Source organism: Pseudomonas sp. NBRC 111119, assembly GCF_001320125.1.
Classification (GTDB): Bacteria; Pseudomonadota; Gammaproteobacteria; order Pseudomonadales; family Pseudomonadaceae; genus Aquipseudomonas; species Aquipseudomonas parafulva.
On sequence record NZ_BCAV01000031.1, the window covers coordinates 1 to 17,663 of the forward strand.

Here is a 17,663-nt window from a genome sequence, read left to right on the forward strand (position 1 = left end):
TGGACATGCGTGCCCCCATCGAATTCACCAAAGGCGCCTTCCCCGGCGTCGTCAACCTGCCACTCATGAACGACCAGGAGCGGCAGAAGGTCGGCACCTGCTTCAAGCAGCAGGGCCAGGCCGCCGCCATCGAGCTGGGCCACCGCCTGGTGGGGGGTGACACCAAGCAGGCGCGCATGGACGCCTGGGTGGCGTTCACCCAGGCTCACCCTGAAGGCTACCTGTACTGTTTCAGGGGCGGCCTGCGTTCGCAGATCGTTCAGGGCTGGCTACGTGATGAGGCCGGTATCCGCTACCCTCGCATCACCGGCGGCTACAAGGCCCTGCGTACCTACCTGCTGGAGACTACCCAGCAAGCCGTTGCCCAGTGCGGCTTCGTGCTGCTGGGTGGCCTGACCGGCACCGGCAAAACCGATGTACTGCACCAACTGGACAACGTGCTGGACCTGGAAGGCCACGCCAACCACCGCGGCTCCAGCTTCGGCAAGCGCGCCACCGCGCAACCGGCGCAGATCGACTTCGAAAACCAACTGGCCATCGACGTGCTGAAAAAACGCGCCCGTGGGGTCAGCCAGTTCGTGCTGGAAGACGAAGGCCGTATCGTGGGCAGCTGCACGGTCCCGTTGGAGCTCTACCAGGGCATGCAGCAGTACCCGATGGTGTGGCTGGAAGACAGCTTCGACGGCCGGGTGGAGCGGATACTGCGTGACTATGTGATCGACCTGAGCGCCGAGTTCGTGGCACTGCATGGCCACGAGGCGGGGTTACAGTTGTTCGCCCAGCGGATGCTGCAGAGCATGGCCAATATCCACAAGCGCCTGGGCGGCGAGCGCCATCAACGGCTTGCGGCGCTGCTCGCCCAGGCACTGGATGAGCAGCAGCGCAGCGGCGCGGTGGATCTGCACCGGGGCTGGATCGAGGGGTTGCTCAGCGAGTACTACGACCCGATGTACGCCTACCAGCGGGACGCCAAAGCCGAGCGTATCGAGTTTGCCGGCAACGCCCTGGAAGTGCGCGAGTACCTCAAGGCACGGGCGCAGCGGCATCAGGCGCCGCGCCTGTAACCCAAGCCGTCATTGCCCGGGGCTGAGTACGCGCTCCAGCTCCGCGGCACGGTCGCGGGTCATGTCCATCAGGCAGGTGCCGCCTTCCAGCTGGGCCATGGTGCCGCCACTGGCATGCCGGTGGAACTGGCAGTTGCCATCGCGGTAGGCCAGCCACTTGCGTTGTACATCGCGCAGGCTTTTCTGCTGATCGGCGGCCAGCTTGCCCATCAGGCGTTTGTACACCGCGTTCAGGCGCTGGTCCTGCACCTGGGTTTCCGCCTTCAGGCATTCGCTCATGGCGACGGTGCTGGAGGCTTTGTCCATGCACTGCCCATAGGCCGGCGAATGGTCGTCGGCCATGGCCAGCGGCAGGGTACAGGCCAAGGCGATGCCCGCCAGATAATGCTTGATCATGCAAACGCTCCTTGTGGTCGTTACAGAGTCTGAGGCTGCTCCGGCGGCATCAGCACCTTGCCGGGTTCGAAGCGCAAAGACGGCATCTGGGTGGCGGCATACAACGTCACCGCCAGTGCCGCGATGAGGGCGACATCCGCCCAGTTCCAGCCTGGCATATCGGCGGCGCAGCGCGCTTTCAAGCAGTGCCAGGCCTGGCCCAGGCAGAACACGCCGATCGCCGCCAGCCACAGGTAAAACCCGGCGGCAAAGCCGGCCAGGTCGTGGAACTCATAGCTCTGGTTATCGGGCAGGCGGTCGATACCGAAGCTGGTCCCCGCCAGGTACAAGGCGCCCAGCCCTGCCAGCAACGCAAACCGGCGCAGGCGACGGTGGGCCAGAATGGCCAGGGCCAGCAGTGGGTTGGCGAACCACTGGTGCAGGCCGAACGGCAAGCCCCATGGCCCGTACAACAGCATCTGCAAGGCCGGCATGTGGCGACCGCCTGCCATCAGCGCGCCGTCAAAAAACAGCGCGGCCAGGTATAGCAGCAGGCTGATGCTCAGGTAGAAAGCGGGCAAGGGGCACCTGGAGAGTTCGGGACAAGGGGTGACCTTAACCCATGCCCGGCCCGCCCTCCAAACACCGGGTACCAGGCATCAGGCAACTGGCGGCTCCAGCAGCAGGCCGTAAATGCCGGAGTCCGACAACTCACCCGCTACGCACCAACGGGCGCGCAATGTACCTTCAAGCACGAAACCCTGGCGCTCCAACGTGCGCGCCGAGCCTTGGTTGCGTGGGTCGATCTCCCCTTCCAGGCGGCGCAAGTGCAGGGTGTTGGCGATATAGTCGATGAAGCAGGTCAACGCCTCATCCATGTAGCCGCGCCCCTGCACGGCGCTGGCCAGGCAGTAACCGATCTCGCCACGGCGGGAAACATCGTCGATGTTGAACAGCTGCACCATGCCGATCAGCTCGCCATTGTCGCGGCGGTACATGCCGAGCTTCAGTTGCTCGCCACGGGTGTAGGCTTCGCGGTCGGCGGCCAGGGCACTTTCTGCCTCAGCCAGGTTGTGCCAGGGTGCATGATGCCAATAGCGCATGACCTCGGGGTCGGCCATGATCTTCAACCACTGCGCAGCGTCGGCATGGCGCATGGGGCGCAGTTGCAGCCGCGGGCTGTCGAGGCAGAGGTCACTGGGGAAACTGCGGGGTGGGGTCACGCCGGATCTCCTGTCCATTGCGGGGAGATGACAGTTTACCTACATGTTGGATGGAAGGCGCCTGACTTGCATTATTGCCCGAGGCCACAGTCGGGACGCCGAAACAGGCGGCCGCGTGCGACTGCTACAGGCATGACTGGCCCGAAACAAACGTAGGAGAGAACGCATTCAAATGCGGGCGTAGTGGGTGCCTGCTGAAGGCTCAAGGCTCAGAGCAAGGCAGGGCCGTCAGTTAGCTGCAAAGCTGCGCCATGTTCCCGCATCGTCTCCCAAACCTTTGCCAAACTGACCTCATCAAGCGACAGCAAGGCGGCCATGTAGAAGTGCATGTGCAGCCCCATCACACGGGGGTTGCTGCCACCGGTGTACTTCCGCCACTGTTGCCCTTGGGCTAGACCACACACATCGGCCATCACTTGGCTGGTCGCATCAAGGCGTTCTTTGAGATGCGCGAGATTTTGCGCCGTAGGGGGGGAGTACTGGCTGATGATTTTCATGGCAGCTCGCAGACAGAGTGCCCCGAAGCACGGGGCAGGACACTCAGCTGATGTACTTGATCAGCAAGGTGGTGATGGTAGCCACTGCGGTTATCAGGCCAGTAGAGATAGCCACCGGATACCAAAAGGTCTCGCGAGTCATCTTGCCGGCTTCAGCGTTCAGCTTACGAGTTTCGGCGAGCAGTTTAACGATCTCTGTATGGGTCTTTTCCAGATCGGCTTGCGGCTGAGTATAAGGGGTCATAGCCATCTTCCTCTTCGGGTCTCGGGCTGCGCGCTTCGCGCGTCCCACGAGGCTGATCATGTTCTCTTAGGGAACACAACACAAGGCCTGACACTGATTATAGCGGGTACACCAACCTTGGCACGCGCCAACCGATGTATGACAGACGATAATCCATCGAAACCCGGTGGGCACGCCGCCAAGCTTGACTTTCGCGCCGCCTCAAGCCACCTCAGCCCCATCATCCGGCCAGTGCGGCTCGTTGGCCCCAGGCGGGGTCAATGGGGGCAGGCCGTAGGCAGCCCGCGCTGCGTCGCAGCTGGGGTTGTGCACGCCACCCTCCCAGGACGCATCGAACTCCCGGCACGGGCTGGAGCGGTTTTCATAGATGGTGCACGCCACCTCCTGCCCGATCTCACCTTTCAGGCTGATGCAGCGGCACGGCTTGGCATCAGTGCCGATCATGGCGACGCGGGTGGGGTTGATCTGCACCACCAGGTCGTCCGGCACAAGGCCCCCGGAAGACTGGCACTCACCCCAGAAGAAGGACACACGGAAGTACCCGCAGCAAGCGCCGCAGTCAAGGCAAGGGTTATATTCGGACATGATGGCACGGAGGGAAGGTTGTTGTTATCGGGCTGAGCCCGCGGCGCCATTCTCAGTCCAAGCAGGGGTGGCTGAATAGAGGGGGGATGCAAAAATAATTGCCGTCCATCGCCATGCCTGCGTGGCGACAGGGGCAGGCCCTGTCGCGCGGGCACTCAGCACAGCGCCTTGTAGGTATTCACGTCACACTGCTGCCGCCCTAGCCCCTCGGTGGGCTCGTAGCCATCGCCGCACACCTGGCTGAAACCCGTCTGCCTGCTCCCCTCGTGCACCAGCCGGTCGTGCTGGCTGCCCTCGGTGAGCACGGTGTAAGACACCCGGCGCATGTCCTGGTACTGGCCCTCACGCGCAGCGATCGCCTGGTGGTACTCCATCACCTGGGCATCGCTTAGCCCCATCCGGTCGGCAAGCTCAACCCCCCAGCGCGCCAGGCACACCTCGGCGTAATGCCGCACGATCAGTCCTGGCTCCACCAGCAGCTTGCCCACCCCAGCGCCGTCGATGGAGGCATTGCCCACCAGCGTGGCATGGCGCCCCGGCATAGGGTAGATGCAGATCCGCGTCCCTTCCTCCACCGACGGGACCACGCAGGCAAAGCCTTTGGAGCGCTCGTCCCTGGAGTAGAAACCCACGTACTCGCGCACATTGCTGCCAAGGGCAACCCGTTCACGCTGAACGTTCCCCACGCCCGGCACCGGGTCGATGGCAAAGATGTTTACCGGGATGTCCCGCAGCACAGAGTCCTGAGCCATGGCATTGGCCAGCATGTGGCAGCTGATGCCGCCACGGCTCCAGCCCACCAGGTTGACCTGGGTGGGCAGGCGCGGCTTGCGGAACATGCCGATGATGCGCTCCTGAAGTTCCTGGGGCGTCGGGTGACGATCGCCATAATCGTAGGTGCGCCAGAACCAGGATGCGGTGGAGGCCACCTCGGGCACCGGTACGCCGGCATTTTTCAGCCGCTCGTAGTCGACCTCGCTGAGCTTGGTGCGTTGCCAGTTGCTTTCGCCCTTGATCACCTGCAGCACATGGTTGACGTTCTCCTCCCAGCCACGCCCGAACAACTGGCCGGTCCAGTTGAAGTAGCCGCCGGGCTCAACGAACAGTTGGTCATCCTGAAGGTTGCCGCTGCCGGGGCCGTCCACGGCGATCCAGTGGGCGAACTCGCGGCCCTGATCATTGTTGGCCAGCGTTGAAACCAGTTCGCCATTCCAGAAGTTGGGGTTTGCGTCGTCGAAGCGGTGCGAGCCGGTGCCGCAGAAGTAGGCGGTAAATACACTCATTGGAGGGTCTCTGTGGGGAGAAATGAGTGGTGAAGATAGAGGTGGCAGTATGCGGGGAGCAGGCGGAAGCGAATCCCGTAGCTTTAAGTGGGGCCGCGATGCGGCCCCGAGGGCTTTACGCGCGAGGCGCGCTGTCGGCACGGAACATCTGGCGGATGCCGCGTATGGCCTGGCGAATGCGGTCCTGGTTCTCGATCAGCGCGAAGCGCACATGGTCGTCACCGTAGTCGCCAAAACCGATACCCGGCGACACGCACACCTTGGCCTCGGCCAACAGTTTCTTGGCAAACTCCAGCGACCCCAGGTGCGCATACTGCGGCGGGATCTTGGCCCACACGTACATCGACGCCTTGGGGTTCTCGACCATCCAGCCCAGCTCGTGCAGCCCCTTCACCAGCAGGTTGCGGCGCTGGCGGTACTGCTCGGCAATGTCGCGGACACACTGCTGGTCACCTTCCAGCGCGGCGATGGCCGCTACCTGCAGGGGGGTGAAGGTGCCGTAGTCGTGGTAGCTCTTGATGCGCGCCAGGGCGTTGACCAGTTCCGGGTTGCCGACCATGAAGCCGATACGCCAGCCGGCCATGTTGTAGCTCTTGGACAGCGTGAAAAACTCCACTGCAACGTCCTTGGCGCCCGGCACCTGCATAATCGACGGGGCCTTCCAGCCGTCGTAGACGATGTCGGCATAGGCCAGGTCATGCACCACCAGTACCCCGTACTGCTTGGCCAGGGCCACCACTCGCTCGAAGAAATCCAGCTCCACGCACTGGGCGGTCGGGTTGGACGGGAAACCCAGGATCATCATCTTGGGCTTGGGGATCGACTCGCGGATGGCCCGTTCCAGCTCGTTGAAGAAGTCCACCCCCGGCACCAACGGCACGGAGCGTACCTGCGCACCGGCAATAACCGCCCCGTAGATGTGGATAGGGTAGCTGGGGTTGGGCACCAGCACCGTGTCGCCCTGGTCGAGCGTGGCCAGCATCAGGTGGGCAAGGCCTTCTTTGGAACCAATGGTGACGATGGCTTCGTCTTCGGGGTCGATATCGACCTCGTAGCGTTCCTTGTACCAGTTGGAAATGGCCCGGCGCAGCCGCGGGATTCCGCGGGAGGTGGAATAGCCATGGGTGTCCTCACGCTGGGCGACCTGTACCAGCTTCTCGACGATATGCGGGGGGGTGGCACCGTCAGGGTTGCCCATGCTGAGGTCGATGATGTCCTCGCCACGGCGGCGGGCAGCCATCTTGAGTTCGGCAGTGATGTTGAAGACGTAGGGGGGGAGACGATCAATGCGCGCAAAACGGCGCGGCGAACCTGGGTTGGCCATGGCTTCCTCTGAGACGTAAGCGCCCGGAACCGTCCGAGCGACGTTGGCCGCATGAGGCGGCCTGAAACAGAAGATAGTGCCGATATGGGCGATCTGTAAAGGGCAATACCCTGTTTTTTATTATTTATTTAGATGCATTGTTGGAAAACCACGGGGGGAGTGAGTGCGACGCCCGGCTTACGACTGAAATAAAAAACCCCGGCACAAAGGCCGGGGCTTTTCGTAAAGCAGGCAGCAGTTTCAGCGTGCGTAAGTCATCAGCACATCGGCCGCAGTCTGGCTGTCCACCCCCATCATCAAGCTCAAGGCCATGACGGTGAGAATGGAGAAACCAAATACCTTGCGGGCCCACTTGCTGTCATCTTCAGCCTTGTAGCCACCCCAGGCCATGTACAGCCAGTACAGGCCCATGCCAGCTGCAACAGCCAGATAAGCGAGGCCGGCGTAGCCGCCCAGGGTAAGCATCAACGTGGCCAGCAGGAAGGCCAGCACGTACAGCACGATCTGCTTCTTCGCCGCAAGCACGCCGCGCGCCACCGGCAGTACCGGAATGTTGGCGGCGCTGTAGTCCTTGAAGCGGAAGATGGCGATGGCGAAGCTGTGTGGCATCTGCCACAGGCTGAACATCACCAGCAGGGTGACCGCAGCCAGGTCGAAGCTGTTGCTCACGGCGCAGTAACCGATCACCGGAGGCATGGCACCGGACAGGCTGCCAACCAGGGTGCCGTGCACCGACTTGCGCTTGAGCCACAGGCTGTAGAAGCCGACGTACACCACAAAGCCAACCAGCGCGCAGAACGCGGACAGAGGGTTGGCCTGCACGTACAGCAAGCTGAAACCCGCCACCCCGAGCAGGGTGGCGTAAATCAGCGCGAGGGGCAGCGACATGCCGCCCTGGACCATGACGCGGTTCTTGGTGCGCTCCATCTTCTGGTCGATGTCGCGGTCGATGCAGTTGTTGAATACACAACCGGACGCCACCACCAGAGAAGTGCCCACAATGACCGCCAGGAGCAGGGCGAAGTCCACATGGCCCTTCGCGGCAAGGAAGAAACCGCCTGCCACGGAAAGCACGTTACCGAAAATGATCCCCGGTTTGGTGATTTGGATAAAGTGCTTAACGGACATGCAGTCTTACCTCACTTGGCCAGCATTTCGAAGTGGATGCTGAACATGATCCACAGCGACAGGCCAACCAGCAGTGCGATCACCAACGTGGTGAACAGGAACGTCGATACGTTGTTGCGCTGCTCTTTCGAGCGGTCCATGTGCAGGAAGTATACAAGGTGTACAACAACCTGGATCACGGCCATGGCCACAACGATCAGAACGGTCAGGTTCTTCGGCAGGCTTGGGTACATCACCAGGCCGAACGGAATCGCGGTCAGGATGATCGACAGGACGAAGCCGATCATGTACGACTTCACGCTGCCGTGGCCACCCTCGTGATGAGTGTCGTGTGCGTTAGCCATTACAGAACTCCCAGCAGGTAGACGACGGTGAATACGCAGATCCAGACCACGTCCAGGAAGTGCCAGAACAGGCTCAGGCAGCTCATGCGGGTCTTGGCGGTCGGCGTGATGCCGTGCTTGTTGATCTGGTACATCATGATTGCCATCCAGATCAGGCCGGCAGTCACGTGCAGGCCGTGGGTACCTACCAGGGCGAAGAAGCCCGACAGGAAACCACTGCGCTGCGGGCCGAAGCCCTCGCCGATCAGGTGATGGAACTCATAGATTTCCATCGCGATGAAGCCTGCACCGAACAGGAAGGTCACAGCCAACCAGCCCAGTACGCCCGACTTGCTGCCAGCGAACATCTTCAGCATGGCGAAGCCGAAGGTGATCGAGGACAGCAGCAGGAACAGCGTTTCTACCGCTACGAAATCGAGCTGGAAGATGTCATGACCCGACGGGCCGCCGGCAAAACTGCCGGACAGCACCGCGTAGGTGGCGAAGAGCGACGCAAACAGGATGCAGTCGGTCATCAGGTACAGCCAGAAGCCCAGTACGGTCATCTGGCCCGAGTCGTGATGGTGATCGTCGTGCCCATGGTCATGACCATGAGCACCGTGCATTACTTGACTGGACATTGATTACACCCGCTCAAACGATTCGACACGTGCGCCGGCAGGCAGAGCACCTGCTTTGGCCAGCGCTTGCATGCGCTCGCCTTCGATGCGCGCCACTTCTTCGGCCGGAACCATGAAGCCCTGGTCGTCACGCGCAGCGTGGCGAACGAAGACAGCGATGGTTGCAACCAGGCTTGCGCCGACCAGCCACCAGATGTGCCAGATGAACGCGAAGCCGAAGATGGTCAGGAACAGGCCCATGAACAAACCGGTAGAGGTGTTGCTCGGCATGTGGATCGCTTCGTACTTGGCCGGCACCTTGTAGGCAACACCGTCTTCCTTGGCTTCGTGCCAGGCGTCCAGGCCAACCTTCTCAGGCATGTGGGCGAAGTTGTAGAACGGAGGTGGCGACGAAGTCGACCATTCCAGCGTACGGCCGCCCCATGGGTCGCCGGTGACGTCCATGTTCTGGTGACGGTCGCGAACCGATACGTACAGCTGGATCAGCTGGCAGGCGATACCGAACAGGATCAGCACGGCGCCGACCACGGCTACGTACAGGTAGGGTTCCCACAGCGGGTTGTCGGAGTGGTTCAGACGACGGGTCATACCCATGAAGCCCAGGGCATACAGCGGCATGAACGCAACGTAGAAGCCCGAGATCCAGAACCAGAAGGCAGCTTTGCCCCACTTCTCGTTCAGGGTGAAACCAAAGGCTTTCGGGAACCAGTAGGCGAAGCCGGCGATATAGCCGAATACCGCACCACCGATGATCACGTTGTGGAAGTGAGCGATCACGAACAGGCTGTTGTGCAGCACGAAGTCAGCACCTGGAACTGCCAGCAGAACGCCGGTCATGCCACCGATGGAGAAGGTGATCATGAAGCCCAGGGTCCAGAGAATCGGCGCGGTGAAGCGCAGGCGGCCCTGGTAGATGGTGAACAGCCAGTTGAACAGCTTCACACCGGTCGGAATGGAGATCAGCATCGTCGCCAGGCCGAAGAAGGTGTTGACGCTGGCGCCGGCACCCATGGTGAAGAAGTGGTGCAGCCAGACCGCAAAGCCCAGAATTGCAATGGCACCCGATGCGTAGATCATCGCGTGGTGGCCAAACAGGCGCTTGCCGGCAAACGTCGAGGTCACTTCCGAGAACACGCCGAAGGCCGGCAGGATCAGGATGTAAACCTCAGGGTGACCCCAGGCCCAGAACAGGTTGACGTACATCATCGGGTTCCCACCAAGCTCGTTGGTGAAAATGTGGAAGTCCAGATAACGGTCAACAGTCAGCAGTGCCAATGCAGCGGTCAGAATCGGGAACGAAGCAACGATCAGCACGTTGGCCCAGGTGCAGGTCCAAGTGAAGATCGGCATGTCCATCAGCTTCATGCCAGGTGCGCGCATCTTCATCACGGTGACGAGGAAGTTCACACCCGTTAGTGTCGTACCCAACCCTGAGAGCTGTAGCGCCCAGATGTAATAGTCGACACCCACCCCAGGGCTGTACTGGATGCCCGCCAGCGGCGGATAGGCAACCCAACCGGTCTTGGCGAATTCACCAACACCCAGCGAGATGTTCACCAGCAGCACGCCTGCCAGCAGCAGGTAGAAGCTCAGGGAGTTCAGGAACGGGAAGGCAACGTCACGTGCACCGATCTGCAGAGGAACCGCGAGGTTCATCAGGCCGGTGAAGAACGGCATCGCCATGAAGATGATCATGATCACACCGTGAGCGGTGAAGATCTGGTCATAGTGTTCAGGCGGCAGGTAGCCTTCGGAGCCACCGGTAGCGGCAGCCAGCTGGGTACGCATCATGATGGCGTCGGCAAAGCCGCGCAGCAGCATGACCATCGCGACGATGATGTACATCACCCCGATTTTCTTGTGGTCGACAGTCGTCAACCACTCAGTCCACAAGTAGGACCACTTGCGGAAGTAGGTGACAGCACCGACGACAGCGATACCACCGAGCGCGATCATGGCGAGTGTCACCATGACTATCGGCTCGTGATAGGGTATCGCCTCCAGGGTTAATTTACCGAACATCTCTTACTCCTCTGCACCGGCAGCTGGTTGCGTACTCGATTCCACACCCTTGGTTGTGGCCAGGTCTTTGCTGCCTGCTTCTTCGTGGCTACGGCCGCGGTTCATGCCTTCGTACTTGTCGACGATCAGCTGGAACTGCTCTGGCGAAGCCTCGCTATACAGCTCGACTGGGTTGTTTTCGCTTGGTTTGGCCAAGGCGTCGTAGGTGGCCTTGTCCAGCTTCTTCGGCGACTGCTTGACCTCGGCGACCCACTTGTCGAAGTCTTCCTGGGTCGTGGCAGTAGCCTTGAATTTCATGCCGGTGAAGCCAGCACCGCTGTAGTTGGCGCTGATACCGTCGAACACGCCGTTTTCGTTGGCGATCAGGTGCAGCTTGGTGGTCATGCCCGCCATGGCGTAGATCTGGCCACCCAGGCCCGGGATGAAGAAGGAGTTCATCACGGCGTCGGAGGTGACGCGGAAGTTGACCGGGGTATTGGCCGGGAAGACGATCTTGTTGACCGTGGCAATGCCTTGTTCCGGGTAGATGAACAGCCACTTCCAGTCCAGCGCGATCACGTCGATCTGTACCGGCTTGACGTCGGAGTCCAGCGGGCGATACGGGTCGAGCTTGTGGGTGGACTTGTAGGTCACATAGCCCAGCACGATGATGATCAGAATCGGGATGATCCAGACGGCAGCCTCGATCTTGCTCGAGTGCGACCAGTCAGGGGTGTAGGTGGCAGCCTTGTTGGACGCGCGATACTTCCAGGCGAAGACCACGGTCATGATGATGACCGGCACCACGACCAGCAGCATCAGGCCGATCGCGATGAGGATCAGGTTCTTTTGCTCAATGCCGACCTGGCCCTTCGGGTCGAGCAGGGTCCAGTTGCACCCACTGAGTAAAAGCATGCCTAAAAAGGGCAATATGCCAAACAGTCTGGGGTAACGCTTTTTACTCATCTCACGACCTCTAGATCAGCTTGCTTCAATGCAATTTGTGTTTTGGTAGCCAGCACTTCGTCCTGCCAAGTGAGGCATGTTGCGCCCGTACCCGCCCCTGCCTGGGCCCGACTGCAGGACCTTGGCGTGAAGCGGGTTAGTGGTGCTTTTGGTTTCGTAGGCAACAGGCCTGTACAGCAGACCAAGTCCATTTGGTGCGGGAAAACGCGGAGGGGGGTCCGCCCGGTATCGCCGTTGGGCGAAACTTGACGAAGTCAGCAAAAGGGAGCGCCTTGGCTTCCTTCAATCCTGCGACTTGCAAGCAGTGCCGAACGGAAATTGGGGGCGATTGTAGATAGGTCGCCAACCCTTGACTATGACTTATTGAGCAACAGTCTTTTACAGAATGCGCAACAATAGCACCTCAAAACTCAACTTCGCGACAGTTTGTCGCACCCCTGGCAGTAGCCCTGGAACCCGCATCACGCAAGGGCTGCGGGTTGATCTGAGTCAATCGTTGAGCAACTTTCGGTACCGCATCATAGCCCTGAAAAAAATGTGGCGATCAGGGACTTTTGTCTAGGCCTGGCGCCGGTTGCGGTAGATGCCCAACGGTACCAGCAAGGCGGTCAGCACAAAGGCCACCAACGCCCATTGAGCCAGTGAAAGACCCAGCACGGGTGGGTAGGGCGTGCTGCAGAAACCGTCTACCTGAAATGCCAGCGGCCAGACCTTGGCCAATGGCAGGTCGTCCACGATGGGCTGCAGGGTATCGATGCCGCAACTGACCATGGGGTTGGCGAGTATATACACATGGTTGCCGGCTGCAATGATTCCGCCCACGGCGCTGAGCACCACCAGCACTTCGAAGAAGGTCAGGCTGCGGCGCCCCGGCATGGCGGCAGCCAGGAAGGCAAACACGGCGATGAACAGCAATGCGTAGCGCTGCAGGATGCACAGCGGGCAAGGCGCCTCGCCCAATACCACCTGCATGTACAGGGCGCCCCCGATCAGCGAAACGCAGATCAGGCCCAACAGCACCAGAAAGCGCCGTTCCCGATTCAGGCGCGATGTTTGTTCGTTCATTGCCGGTTCCTTCGATGAATGGGTCGCCGCGTGATCCGCCAGCCTGAGCGCAAGTCTACACGCCGGGCAAGCGTTTGCGCGTGTGGCGCGTTCATTCGGTGCGGATCAGACACGGTTCAAAGAGGTCGGTTCAATGGGGGTACGTGAACAGCGTGATGGCGACCAGGGGGATGACGTGGGTTTGGTCGTGGTGTACAGCCCCCTGGCGTAGGCGCGAGCAGATCTCTATTTCTTTATATATAGGCAGGAAGGAAGATGAAGCATCTTCATCACACCAGCGCCGCTGCTGGCCCAAAGAACTCGTAACGGCTCTGCTGCTCTGGCACCCCCAACGCCATCAACTGCCGCTTCACCGCCGCCATGAACGGTTTGGGCCCCAGGAAGTAAGCATCGACATCGCGCTCACGAGGCATCCATTCACCCAGCAGGTCCTCGGTCAACAGGCCAATCGCATCAGCCTGCCCGGCGTCATCCGGCTCGGCATAGCAGTAAAAGCGCGTTAGTTGCGGGTGCTGTGCTGCCAGCGCATCGACCCAGTCGCGGAACGCATGCACCGCGCCATTGCGCGCGCAGTGGATGAAGTGCACTGGCCGCCCGGTTTGCAAGGCCGCTTGCAGCATTGCCAAGGTCGGCGTAATACCCACACCGCCGCTGATCAACAGCAAAGGCTTGTCGCTCTCGACCAGCGTGAAATCCCCCGCCGGCGGGAACATCTGCACGGTCTGCCCCACCCTCAGTTGATCGTGCAGGTAGTTGGACACCTTGCCACCGGCTTCGCGCTTAACGCTGATACGGTACTGCTCGCCGTCGCACAAGGCGGACAGCGAGTAGTTGCGCCGCTGCTCGGTGCCCTCGATCAGCAGTTTGAGGCCGATGTACTGGCCTGGCTCAGCCTTGAGCACCGGTTTGCCGTCCACCGGGGCGAAGTAGAACGAGACGATCTCGCTGCTCTCCTGCTCGCGGCGCACCAAGCGAAACTCGCGAGTACCGCGCCAGCCGCCTTCTGCCTCCTCCTTCTGCTTGTACAGGCCTTCCTCGGCACCGATCAGGATGTCTGCCAACTGCCCATAGGCGGCAGCCCAGGCGTCGATGACTGCAGGCGTGGCAATGTCCTTGCCCAGCACTTCTTCGATGGCACGCAGCAGGCAACTGCCCACAATGGGGTAGTGCTCAGGCAAAATTTGCAATGCCACGTGCTTGTTGATGATCTGCCCGACCAGCCCACCCAGCTGTTCCAGCTGGTCGATGTGGCGGGCGTACATCAGCACACCGTTGGCCAGCGCACGGGGCTGGTCACCGCTGGCCTGGTGGGCCTGGTTGAACAGCGGGCGCACCTGCGGGTACTCGGCGAGCATTATCTGGTAAAAATGGGTGGTCAGCGCCTCGCCACCGCTTTCCAGCAGGGGCACAGTAGCCTTGATGATTGCACGTTGTTCGGCATTGAGCATTGCGGTGACTCCTGAGCCTTTGGCTTCGAATGATTGCCCCAGGTATTTCACCATTCATGCCAACTCGCAGAGGCCGTGATTCCGGGCCTTTAAGTCATCACCATGTCAAAAAGACAATGCCACGCGTATAGTCATATAGACCCACTGGAGTCCATATGACCGCAAAGCCACTGCTCACTGCCCCTTGCCCCTAGTCAGCGACCTGTCACGAGACCTGCCCGATCAGGAACGCTATCGAAGGCTCTTGCAAGCCATGCGCAGCCTGTTGCCCTGCGACGCGGCAGCGCTGTTGCGCCTGGACGGGGAATGGCTGGTACCGCTGGCGGTGGATGGCCTGAGCGCCGATACCCTGGGCCGGCGCTTCCGCGTCAGTGAGCACCCACGCTTCCAGCAACTGCTGAGCCGCCCTTCCCCTACCCGCTTCCCTAGCGACTCAGACTTACCGGACCCCTACGATGGCCTGGTCAACGCCCCAGGCGTCGACCTGGAGGTTCACGACTGCATGGGCTGCCCGCTGATGGTCGATGAACAACCCTGGGGGCTTGTTACCCTGGACGCCCTGACCCCCGGGCAGTTCCAGAGCCTGGAGCTGGACGCCCTGCAAGCGTTCGCCAGCCTGGCCGCGGCGACGGTGACCGTTGCCGAGCGCATCGAGCACCTGGCCCTGCGCGCCGAGGACGAGCACCAGCGCGCCGAGGTGTACCGCCAGGCCAGCGGCCAGGACAAAGAGTTGATCGGCCAGAGCTCTGCACACAAACGCCTGGTGGATGAAATTCGCCTGGTGGGCGGCAGCGACCTGACCGTGCTGATCAGTGGCGAGACCGGCGTGGGCAAGGAGCTGGTAGCCCAGGCGCTGCACAAGGCGAGCAACCGCGCCAGCAAACCGATGGTCAGCCTGAACTGCGCAGCCTTGCCGGATACGCTGGTGGAAAGCGAACTGTTCGGCCATGTCCGCGGTGCGTTCACCGGCGCCCACGGCGAGCGCCGCGGCAAGTTCGAGCTGGCCAACGGTGGCACCCTATTCCTTGACGAGGTGGGCGAACTGCCGTTGACCGTGCAAGCCAAGCTGCTTCGGGTACTGCAGAGCGGCCAGCTGCAGCGCCTGGGCTCGGACCGCGAGCACCGCGTGGACGTGCGCCTGATCGCAGCCACCAACCGCGACCTGGCAGCTGAAGTACGCGAGGGTCGCTTCCGGGCAGACTTTTATCACCGCCTGAGCGTGTACCCTCTGCACGTCCCCCCACTGCGGGAAAGAGGCCGCGATGTGCTGCTATTGGCGGGCTATTTTCTGGAACAGAACCGATCACGCCTGGGCCTGAACAGCCTTCGGCTGAGCCCTGACGGGCAGGCGGCGCTGGTTGCCTACGGCTGGCCTGGCAATGTTCGCGAACTGGAGCACCTGATCGGCCGCTCCGCCCTCAAAGCCCTCGGGCAACATGCAGAGCGCCCGCGCATCCTCACCCTTGAGGCTTCCGACCTGGACCTGCGCCCCTCAGCGCTGCCAACCGTAAATACCCCCTCCCAGCAACATGATATGTCGGCGGCGCTGCCCACGACCGGGCTGCGCGAAGCAGTCGATGCCTACCAGCGGCAGGTGATCGAAAACTGCCTGCAACGGCATCAGGAAAACTGGGCAGCTGCCTCCCGAGAGCTTGGTCTGGACCGCGCCAACCTGAGCCGATTGGCCCGCAGACTGGGCCTTCGCTGAGGTTTTCTCACAAAAGGATTAACCCAGAAAGCCATCTGGTTGCTTCTTGCGTGGCTGCTATATCTCCCTAACCACCCACATCTTGACCAGGCGGTCGAGACTGCGCGCGGGCGCCCTTGCAGGGGCAGGTGACGCAGTGGCGGCCCGAGGGTTTCGGGCCGGGAGATTCGCACACCAGCAGGGAGCTACCTATGGAAAACATCGTCGTCGCCGATAAGCAATCCGCCGTCGCCACCCAGAACGCCTGGGGCAACATCAGCCTGAACGGACCCGGTGTGGTCCAGATGCCCGTCTCCCCCGACCAGGTCGCCACCGTCACCCAGCGCGGGCAAGACCTGATCGTCACGCTCAAGTCCGGCGAAAAAGTCACCATCGGTAACTTCTTCGCGGTGAACCAGGCAGGCGTCGGCAGCGACATGGTCTTCGTCGGCCAAGACGGCACCCTGTGGCACGCTGACTACGACGCGGCAGCATTCACCGGCTTCACCTTCAATGAGGTCGCCTCACTGGACGAGCTGGTCGCCGGCATCGGTACAGCGGGTGAAGCGATGCCAACCTGGGCAATTGCAGGCCTTAGCCTGCTGGGTGTAGGGGGTGGTGCGGCGGCGGTTTCCGGTGGAGGGGGCGGCGGGGGCAGCGGTGGTGGCACCCCAGCGCCGGATACCACAGCCCCGGCGACGCCCATCGACTTGCTGGTATCGCCCGACGGGCTGCGCCTTTCCGGCCGTGGCGAGGCAGGCGCTACGGTCAATGTCCGGGATGCGGCGGGGAATGTGATTGGTAATGGCACCGTTGGCGCAGACGGTAGCTTCGAGGTTGCGCTCAACCCACCCCAGGTCAACAACGAGAACCTGCAGGTAACCTTGACCGACGGGGCTGGCAACGAGTCGGCACCGGGAACGGTCACTGCCCCGGATGCGACCGCCCCCCTTCCCCCTGACGATCTGGCCATCGACGCCCAAGGCGTTACGCTGACCGGCCGGGGTGAACCAGGCACTACCGTGAACGTCCGCGACGCCGCTGGCAATGTGATCGGCAGCGGCAGTGTGGCAGCTGACGGCAGCTTCAGCGTTGTACTCAGCCCTGCGCAGATCAACAGCGAGAGCTTGCAGGTGACCTTGACCGATGCCACCGGCAATGTCTCTCAGGCCAGCAGCATCACCGCACCCGATCTGACACCTCCTCTCGCACCGACCGACCTCGCTGTGAGCGCTCAAGGCACAACGCTCACAGGCCGCGCCGAGCCGGGCTCGACCGTGGCGGTAAGGGGCGCGGGTGGGGTGTTGTTGGGCACTGCAACAGCCGGTGCCGATGGTCTGTTCAGCATCGCCCTGCAACCTGCCCAGACAGATGGGCAAGGCTTGACGGTGACGGCTACCGATGCGGCCGGCAACCTTTCACCCGGCGCCACCATCACTGCGCCGGACATCGACGGCGTCGATACCACACCGCCTGGTGCACCGGTCGATCTGGCGGTTGGCCTTGCCGGTACGCGACTGACTGGCCGAGGTGAAGCCGGCACCACCGTGCAGGTGCGTGATGCCGCAGGTAACGTCATTGCCACTGGGACCGTGGGGTTGGATGGCACATTTGCGGTGCCGCTGAACCCAGCTGTGAAAGACGGCAGCACCCTGCAAGTCACCCTCACCGATGCCGCTGGCAATGTATCGCAACCAGGCAGCGTCGCCTCGCCGGACCTCACTGCTCCAGCACAACCTACCGACCTGGCCCTGGCAGACGGCGTGACCTTCATCGGCCGCGGTGAACCGGGCGCCACGGTTCAGGTGC

At 61.8% G+C, this 17,663-nt stretch carries 17 protein-coding genes and 1 pseudogene; 3 read left to right on the forward strand and 15 right to left on the reverse strand.

From position 1 onward, the window contains the following. Window positions 1–1,064, forward strand: a 1,064-nt coding sequence (gene mnmH, locus APH25_RS13440; RefSeq protein WP_156333164.1) for a tRNA 2-selenouridine(34) synthase MnmH, incomplete at its 5' end; no start/stop codon positions are given. Between the two features lie 9 nt (window positions 1,065–1,073). Here the strand turns inward: mnmH and APH25_RS13445 are convergent. The 15 genes from APH25_RS13445 to hmpA all read right to left on the reverse strand — a co-directional run bounded on the left by APH25_RS13445 (window position 1,074) and on the right by hmpA (window position 14,167). Further along, on the reverse strand, window positions 1,074–1,460 hold the full coding sequence (locus tag APH25_RS13445) for a lysozyme inhibitor LprI family protein (RefSeq protein WP_060482269.1): 387 nt from the start codon (window positions 1,458–1,460) through the stop codon (window positions 1,074–1,076). A 20-nt stretch (window positions 1,461–1,480) separates the two neighbouring features. Beyond that, window positions 1,481–2,020, reverse strand: a complete 540-nt coding sequence (locus APH25_RS13450) for a hypothetical protein (RefSeq protein ID WP_060482270.1) — start codon at window positions 2,018–2,020, stop codon at window positions 1,481–1,483. 78 nt (window positions 2,021–2,098) lie between these two features. Beyond that, window positions 2,099–2,662 (reverse strand): GNAT family N-acetyltransferase, encoded by a 564-nt coding sequence (locus APH25_RS13455; protein ID WP_028631614.1) that lies wholly within the window; start codon window positions 2,660–2,662, stop codon window positions 2,099–2,101. 209 nt (window positions 2,663–2,871) lie between these two features. Then, a complete protein-coding gene (locus APH25_RS13460; RefSeq protein ID WP_060482271.1) occupies window positions 2,872–3,159 on the reverse strand; it encodes a hypothetical protein in 288 nt (95 codons plus the stop codon). A gap of 43 nt (window positions 3,160–3,202) precedes the next feature. Beyond that, window positions 3,203–3,403, reverse strand: coding sequence for a hypothetical protein (locus APH25_RS13465; RefSeq protein ID WP_060482272.1), 201 nt, complete (start codon window positions 3,401–3,403; stop codon window positions 3,203–3,205). A 201-nt stretch (window positions 3,404–3,604) separates the two neighbouring features. Further along, window positions 3,605–3,988: a YkgJ family cysteine cluster protein gene (locus tag APH25_RS13470; protein ID WP_028631615.1), complete on the reverse strand. Its 384-nt coding sequence runs from the start codon at window positions 3,986–3,988 to the stop codon at window positions 3,605–3,607. A 155-nt stretch (window positions 3,989–4,143) separates the two neighbouring features. After that, window positions 4,144–5,271, reverse strand: a complete 1,128-nt coding sequence (locus APH25_RS13475; protein WP_060482273.1) for a hypothetical protein — start codon at window positions 5,269–5,271, stop codon at window positions 4,144–4,146. 115 nt (window positions 5,272–5,386) lie between these two features. Then, entirely contained in the window at window positions 5,387–6,595 is a 1,209-nt protein-coding gene (gene alaC, locus APH25_RS13480) for an alanine transaminase (protein ID WP_028631617.1), read from the reverse strand. A gap of 240 nt (window positions 6,596–6,835) precedes the next feature. Continuing rightward, the gene (gene cyoE, locus APH25_RS13485) at window positions 6,836–7,723 is read right to left on the reverse strand and encodes a heme o synthase (RefSeq protein ID WP_028631618.1); all 888 of its coding nucleotides are present in this window, start codon (window positions 7,721–7,723) and stop codon (window positions 6,836–6,838) included. Window positions 7,724–7,734: 11 nt separating this feature from the next. Next, entirely contained in the window at window positions 7,735–8,067 is a 333-nt protein-coding gene (cyoD, locus tag APH25_RS13490; protein ID WP_028631619.1) for a cytochrome o ubiquinol oxidase subunit IV, read from the reverse strand. After that, the gene (cyoC, locus tag APH25_RS13495; protein WP_028631620.1) at window positions 8,067–8,687 is read right to left on the reverse strand and encodes a cytochrome o ubiquinol oxidase subunit III; all 621 of its coding nucleotides are present in this window, start codon (window positions 8,685–8,687) and stop codon (window positions 8,067–8,069) included. The genes cyoD and cyoC overlap by 1 nt, the downstream gene beginning before the upstream one ends. A gap of 3 nt (window positions 8,688–8,690) precedes the next feature. After that, window positions 8,691–10,709 (reverse strand): cytochrome o ubiquinol oxidase subunit I, encoded by a 2,019-nt coding sequence (gene cyoB / locus APH25_RS13500; protein WP_028631621.1) that lies wholly within the window; start codon window positions 10,707–10,709, stop codon window positions 8,691–8,693. Between the two features lie 3 nt (window positions 10,710–10,712). Then, window positions 10,713–11,654, reverse strand: a complete 942-nt coding sequence (cyoA, locus tag APH25_RS13505; protein WP_028631622.1) for a ubiquinol oxidase subunit II — start codon at window positions 11,652–11,654, stop codon at window positions 10,713–10,715. A gap of 558 nt (window positions 11,655–12,212) precedes the next feature. After that, a complete protein-coding gene (locus tag APH25_RS13510) occupies window positions 12,213–12,719 on the reverse strand; it encodes a disulfide bond formation protein B (protein WP_028631623.1) in 507 nt (168 codons plus the stop codon). Between the two features lie 269 nt (window positions 12,720–12,988). Then, complete coding sequence (gene hmpA, locus APH25_RS13515) at window positions 12,989–14,167, reverse strand: NO-inducible flavohemoprotein (protein WP_060482274.1); 1,179 nt, start codon at window positions 14,165–14,167, stop codon at window positions 12,989–12,991. Between the two features lie 155 nt (window positions 14,168–14,322). Between hmpA and norR the strand changes: the two are divergent. After that, window positions 14,323–15,875: pseudogene (gene norR, locus APH25_RS13520) on the forward strand (nitric oxide reductase transcriptional regulator NorR). Between the two features lie 191 nt (window positions 15,876–16,066). Further along, window positions 16,067–17,663, forward strand: a 1,597-nt coding sequence (locus APH25_RS13525; protein WP_156333166.1) for an Ig-like domain-containing protein, incomplete at its 3' end; no start/stop codon positions are given.